7 protein-coding genes are annotated in these 6,061 nt (G+C 49.7%); 2 read left to right on the plus strand and 5 right to left on the minus strand.

Translation table 11 applies throughout. The annotated features are described in order from the left end of the window. From B3W37_RS14935 to B3W37_RS14950, 4 genes are all read right to left on the minus strand, one after another. On the minus strand, nt 1–512 hold a 512-nt coding region (locus B3W37_RS14935), incomplete at its 3' end, for an S-layer homology domain-containing protein (RefSeq protein ID WP_483176269.1). Between the two features lie 269 nt (nt 513–781). Then, nucleotides 782–1,504 (minus strand): Rossmann-like domain-containing protein, encoded by a 723-nt coding sequence (locus B3W37_RS14940; protein WP_483176270.1) that lies wholly within the window; start codon nt 1,502–1,504, stop codon nt 782–784. A 242-nt stretch (nt 1,505–1,746) separates the two neighbouring features. Continuing rightward, on the minus strand, nt 1,747–2,406 hold the full coding sequence (locus B3W37_RS14945) for an SdpI family protein (protein WP_483169999.1): 660 nt from the start codon (nt 2,404–2,406) through the stop codon (nt 1,747–1,749). After that, the gene (locus B3W37_RS14950; protein WP_483170000.1) at nt 2,403–2,669 is read right to left on the minus strand and encodes an autorepressor SdpR family transcription factor; all 267 of its coding nucleotides are present in this window, start codon (nt 2,667–2,669) and stop codon (nt 2,403–2,405) included. Before B3W37_RS14950 ends, B3W37_RS14945 begins: the two co-directional genes overlap by 4 nt. Before the next feature lie 169 nt (nt 2,670–2,838). Between B3W37_RS14950 and B3W37_RS14955 the strand changes: the two genes are divergently transcribed. Continuing rightward, nucleotides 2,839–3,288 (plus strand): Hsp20/alpha crystallin family protein, encoded by a 450-nt coding sequence (locus tag B3W37_RS14955; protein ID WP_481038270.1) that lies wholly within the window; start codon nt 2,839–2,841, stop codon nt 3,286–3,288. 73 nt (nt 3,289–3,361) lie between these two features. Here the strand turns inward: B3W37_RS14955 and B3W37_RS14960 are convergent, their stop codons facing one another. Then, complete coding sequence (locus B3W37_RS14960) at nt 3,362–4,297, minus strand: DMT family transporter (RefSeq protein WP_483170002.1); 936 nt, start codon at nt 4,295–4,297, stop codon at nt 3,362–3,364. A 267-nt stretch (nt 4,298–4,564) separates the two neighbouring features. Between B3W37_RS14960 and B3W37_RS14965 the strand changes: the two genes are divergently transcribed. Further along, the gene (locus B3W37_RS14965) at nt 4,565–5,776 is read left to right on the plus strand and encodes a cation diffusion facilitator family transporter (protein ID WP_483176271.1); all 1,212 of its coding nucleotides are present in this window, start codon (nt 4,565–4,567) and stop codon (nt 5,774–5,776) included. Nucleotides 5,777–6,061 lie beyond the last annotated feature (285 nt).

Raw genomic sequence — 6,061 nt, forward strand, 5'->3', positions numbered from 1 at the left:
TAGAGGGCTACCTGATATCTTTTACAGCCCTGGTTGGGATTGAAATTTTTGAGTTCCTCAGGCAGGATTATGCCGTAATCTACCGCCGCCGCAACATAAACCTGTCCCCAACTGGGGATCTTCTTTAAGTCCATTCCAGCCGAGCTGGTGTCAACCTTATCCAGATCGATCTGCCCGTCTTTGTCCAGAGCCCTGACCAGCATCACTATCAGCTCCAGATTAGTGACCGGCTGGTTGGGCTGATATTTACCCTGATAACCTTCCACCAAGCCTTTGCGAGCAGCCTTCTTTATGTACCCATTGGCCCAGCAGTCGTGGATATCATCAAAATCCACGTCTTTGTAATACCGGTCCCGGCTATCCTTGGACTGACCCTTGTCATACTTGCCCGGCAACTGCTGCTGAACCCATTTGTTGCCTTTCGCTTTGTCAGGGTCGGGTTTGGCCAAGGCGGCTGCAGGCAATAAGGTTAGGAGAAATGCAGCCAACACCAGAATAGCGATCTTCTTCAAAACATCATACCTCCTTAAACAATGTTATTTTCAACTATTTTTGCGTTGTTACATTATCAAGAAATGGGGTCCAAGGAAATATAAACTGACAAAACCCGCCCTGCTGCCGGGAGTCGCCCTGGATTTATCAGCCCCGGGCAGCTATGCTCACATCACGCCAGGCCCCTAAAGAGATGGCATGGGCGTCAAAAAGGAACAACCGGGATAAGCTGCCTTTTCAGGCAGTCATCCCGGTTGGATCAGCTCAGGGTTAATCTCCGGCGGCCTTTTTAAATACTCATGGGGCACAGCCAGGGCAGGTCATTGACTTTGGCCAAACCAGCCGCGGTGGTGCCAAAAAGATAATAAGGCTTATCCCCGCTTTGCTGCAGAATCTTGTCAGCTTTACCGTTGACCAGGTTGGTGCCGGCTATCAGCAGCACATCGGCAAAATTAATTAAAGGGGAGTGATCTTTGTCGCCGTCCCAAACCTCGACCCCGTAGATAAATGAACCGATGTTATGGGGATTGAGATCCATGACCGCCAGGTTCTCCACCCCGAACACCGCCACCGCTTCCTCCAACAAGGCCCGGTGAAAGCCGATCATCCCGATCCTGCAAATTCCATGTTTCTCTTTAATAAACTCACAGATGTACCGGGCACATTGTCCCTGCTCTGCGGAGCTGCACTCAACGCTCCGGTCTATCCAGCCGACTTTACGGGCTGCCGCATTCAGGACCGCCACCACCATAGGATAATAATATGGACTGACATCGGGCAGGTTGGCAACCGCATCTACAGTCCCGTTAAAGGTACGGGGGTGAAAGGTGTATACCTGTCCACTGGCCCCCTCCATGTCGGCTTGAATCAAGACTTCGTCCCCGCTGGTCAAAGGATCGTAACGTCCTACCTGCACCGCGGGCTGATAAATCTTAATCTCTATATGCTGCCCCTTCAACTCCGGATGCTCTTCTACCAACTTACGCAAAGCACTATTGGCGTTTACTCGCATTATGTACATCACTCCTATAACATGATCCGGGTTTATGTTACTCCTCTACAATCGCCCCTTGCCCTTTTCGGCCCCTCCCCCTGACCGCACATGGGATCTATTACTTTTATGATATTATTTAATGTGGGGTACAGGCAATAAAATTACTCAAATGATAAAAATTGGTTAATTTAACCATAAAAAATCACCACCCCTTTTTCCTGGCTTCTCAAGGGATGGTGAGGTATTTTACCGGACAGGATTTACGAGGATTTGTTAAGGGCACGATAGAGCAGATAAGAATAAAGATAGATGCCGATTGACACTGCCACAAGAACACAGATCACCAGGAAGAACAAGGCCTTTCCGGCCGGGAAGAATCCTGCCGCAAAGCATAGCAAACCTACCAGGAAGAAAGCCCAGCCTCCCACGCGGTGAGTTTTCCTCCATACCTCGTCAGATGACAAGGTCCAGGGGGTTTTAATACCGACAAACCAGTTGCTGCGCACCTTGGTTAAATAATTGCCCAGGATCATAAACATCAACCCCATACCAACCATCATCGCCCGGGTGGAAAGGATCTGGTCCTGGCTGCGTCCGGCCTGAATGCTTAAGACCATTATAAACGCCATAAATACTGTTATACCCAGCTTCATATATTGATAACTGGTGCTGAAATAATCATAGTTCTTCCGGCGCGGGTCAAAACGCGGCAGAATGTCCATGAACAGCGGTATGGCCAACACCAGTCCAGCCAGCCATAATAGCTGGCTTTTAGGGGCAAAGCGGTCCGGCCAACCATCGACGTTCCAATGAACCGGGAAGGTGTCAGCCAGGTCCGGATAAACCCAGACCACCCAGGCCACCGTCGCTATGCCCGCCAGATAAGAAAGCCAGAATAAGACCCCTTTGTTTACATTCATACCTTGGCCCCCCTTACCAGATTGTAGAAGCCCAACAAGGCCTCCTCCAGGACCGATAAGTTCAAATAATACTTGATATACTGCCCTTCTCGTTCGGCGGTAACCAGCTCAGCGGTTTTAAGCAGCTTCAAATGGTGGCTTACCGAGGGCTGGCTCATATCGAACTGAGCAGCGATATCCCCGGCGGTCATACCGCCTTCTTTGAGCAGCTCCAGTATCCTGCGCCGGGTGGGATCGGCCAGAGCTTGAAATACCCCGTTCATGCCCGGACCTCCTTTACAATTATTTAGTTATTTAGTTATTTGTATATATATTTATTTTATTCTGATTCCACCTAGCTGTCAACAATTGCCCATTTTGGCCGGGTGCATAAAAACAACCTTCTTATTCAAACTATAGATGACTTAATCTAACGCAAAGGAGTGTAAAATCATGAGAAGAGACCTCAGCCACTGGTCCCCGGGAAAAAGCATGATGCCGTCGGAGTTTTTAAAAGGCACCTTTGGCAACAGCTTCCTGGAAGATTTTTTTAACAACAGCTTTATGGCCGGATTTTCTTCCACTATGCGCACCGATATCAGGGAAGCTCAGGGAAGCTATATCCTGGAGATAGAGATGCCTGGTTATAGCAAGGAAGACATCAAGGTGGAATGCGTGGACGGCCGCATCACCGTATCGGCTCAGCACATGAAGCAAATGGAGGAAGAGAATCAAAACGTCATCAGACAGGAGCGTCATTACGGCAGGGTAGCGAGATCGTACAGTTTTGAAGGCATAGATGAGGAAATGGTCAGGGCCGAATACAAAGACGGCATCCTGAGGATAAATATCCCCCAACAACAGGAGAGCACCCGGAGAAAGAAACAAATCGATATTCATTAAAGTGCAACCGACCGGGCCCGCTGACTTCTGAAACAGGGGGCGGGCCCATTTTATTTTTCGCACTGAATATCTTTTAAGCCGCGGCCCGCTCCGGCTGGGGCAGAGTGCTTCGGGGCGCCTTCAGCCTGGTCAAGAAAACCCCGACCACCCCCATTATCACCAGGAAGGCACCGGCCAGGGTGTGATAACCGACCGTCTCTTGTAAAAGTGCCCAGCCCAGGATTATGGCCAGAACCGGGTTGACAAAAGCATAAGTCATGGTCACATGGATGGGCAGCAACTGCACCGCTTTGATAAAAGCCGTAAAGGATATCACTGAGCCAAAAAGGATCAGATAGGACAAGGCCAGCCACTGTGAGGCGCCGCAGTTCGGCGTCGCGGCCCCGTTTGCCAATGCCAACAACAAGAAAAACAGTCCGGCCATAAGATGCTGATAAGCGGCCACCACTGTAGCCGGCAGCTTCAAATCCCGCCTGGATTGATACACCGTTCCGCACCCCCAGCTGACGGCGCCCGCTACCAGGGCCAGGGTGCCCCAGAAACCGGTACCGGCCCCTTGGCGTAAACTGGGCGAAAGCAGCACCCCCAGTCCCGCAAAAGCCAGCAGCAAACTGACAATCAGCTGCCGGGACGGCAGTTTCCGCTCCAGAAGCGCCTCGATCGCGGCCACTACCAGAGGGCTCGATGAGGCTATCAAAGCTGCGAAACCGGAATTAGCCGTGGTCTCTCCCCACATAATCAGCCCGTTGCCGCCCCCCCACAGCAGCAGCCCGCTGATGGTCAATGACATGAATTGCTGCCGGGTGACCCGTAAAGAATGGCGGTTTAACAGGCTGATGACAGCCAGTATGGTCCCTGCGCATAAAAGGCGCAGATAACTGCCGGTTAAGGGATAAATCCCCTGCTCTCCCGAAACCAGGACGCGCATGGCCAGATAGGTGCTGCTCCATACTGTGTATACTATAAGAAGATTGAATAAGCCCTGCTTTGACAAGCCTTGAGCCGACACTATTTATTCCAGCTTTCCGGTTTCATATCACTTAATGCTAGCCTTTTGCACTGCTGTTGTCTATAAAAGCCATAATAATTTTTTGTATCCTGGCCCTATTGGGGTTTAAATATTACTGCACATCGCCGAAAATAGTAAATAGCCTACTGCTTTCCTTCACCGGCAAGAAAAGGAACGGGCGCCAGGGGCAGAAGCAAATCCAGCCACAATAACAGCGAGGTTTAAGGTATATAATAATCTCAGCATCTGCGGCCAAAGGAGCAGCCTATGATCAAATACATCATCAGAAAATGGATAAAGGATTATCAGAATGTGTCAGATTGCAAGGTGCGGGAAGCTTATCTGGTGCTCTCCGGAACGCTGGGGATACTGTGCAACCTGCTCTTGTTTGTCACCAAGCTGGCTATCGGCCTCTACATCAACAGTATTGCGGTGATATCCGATGCTTTTAACAATATGACCGATCTGGGGTCTTCGCTGGTTTCCATCCTGGGCGCAAAACTTGCCAACCGGCCGGCCGATGAAGATCATCCCTACGGCCATGGACGCTTCGAATATATCGCTGCCCTGGTGGTGGCCTTCATAATATTTTCGGTGGGCTTTCAGCTCTTGCGCAGCTCCTATGATAAACTGTTAAATCCGGAGAAGGTCACCTTCAGCGCCGCCATACTGATAATCCTCATCCTGTCCGTTCTGGTCAAGCTGTGGATGTTCTCCTACAACTCATATATCGCCACAGCAATAAATTCCAGCATCAACAAGGCCACCGCCTACGACAGCTTGAATGATTGTCTGGCTACCAGCCTGGTAATCGCCGCCATGGTGGCGGGAGCTTATACGGATTTTCCCATAGACGGCCTGGTCGGTATATTGATATCCCTGTTCATAATATATGCCGGCTTCAGTATCGCCAGGGATACGGTAAATCTCCTGCTGGGCTCGGCACCGGAACCAGAATTAGTAGAAAAGATTAACCAGCTGGTCTGTTCCGGCCAATGCGTGGTGGGAACCCACGATCTGGAGGTTCATGATTACGGGCCTAGCCGGGTGATCGCCTCCATTCACGCCGAGGTTCCGGACTACGAGCATATTGTGGAAGTGCATGCTGTCATTGATTCACTGGAAAAAAGAGTCAAAGAAGAACTCAATATCAATATAATCATTCACATGGATCCCATTTCAACCGATTTGAAGAAGATAGAAAAGGTCCGGAACGAGATCTTGAGCTGTGTCCAAGAGGAAGAGATGGGGATCAAATTCAGGGATTTCCGCATCGCCCAAGCGGCAAACAAGATCAATGTGATCTTTAACCTGGAGGTTCTTCCCGAAATCCCGGAATTTGAACATGCAGGCATAAAAAAACAGGTGCGGGAAAAAATACACCGGCAATGCCCCGATTATGAAGTAGTCATCAATCAGATAGGCCCAAACAGCCTGTTCAACTCCAATAAACCGCGGAACCAAAGCTTCTACAAATGAGTTGGGAAACGACCGGGGATGACAGAAAAGGACCGTGACCGTCCCCACTTGTCATCTTCATTGGTCCCGTTTGCTCCAGCATTCCTCTGTCTCGTTTTGTTTCAAAAGTGTCTCATATCAGACAATTTTTGAAACACTTTTGATACATTCCAGACACAATCCCCCCTTTCCGTTGCAGTTGCCTGAGAAATTTTATGTTTATAAATGCCGTGGTTTGCTGTGTTTCCTTAGCCATTCATACCTCGCTGCCATATTGGCATGGTCTTTGCATCAATTATTGTTAAT

The organism is Syntrophomonas sp. UBA5494 (assembly GCF_002426325.1).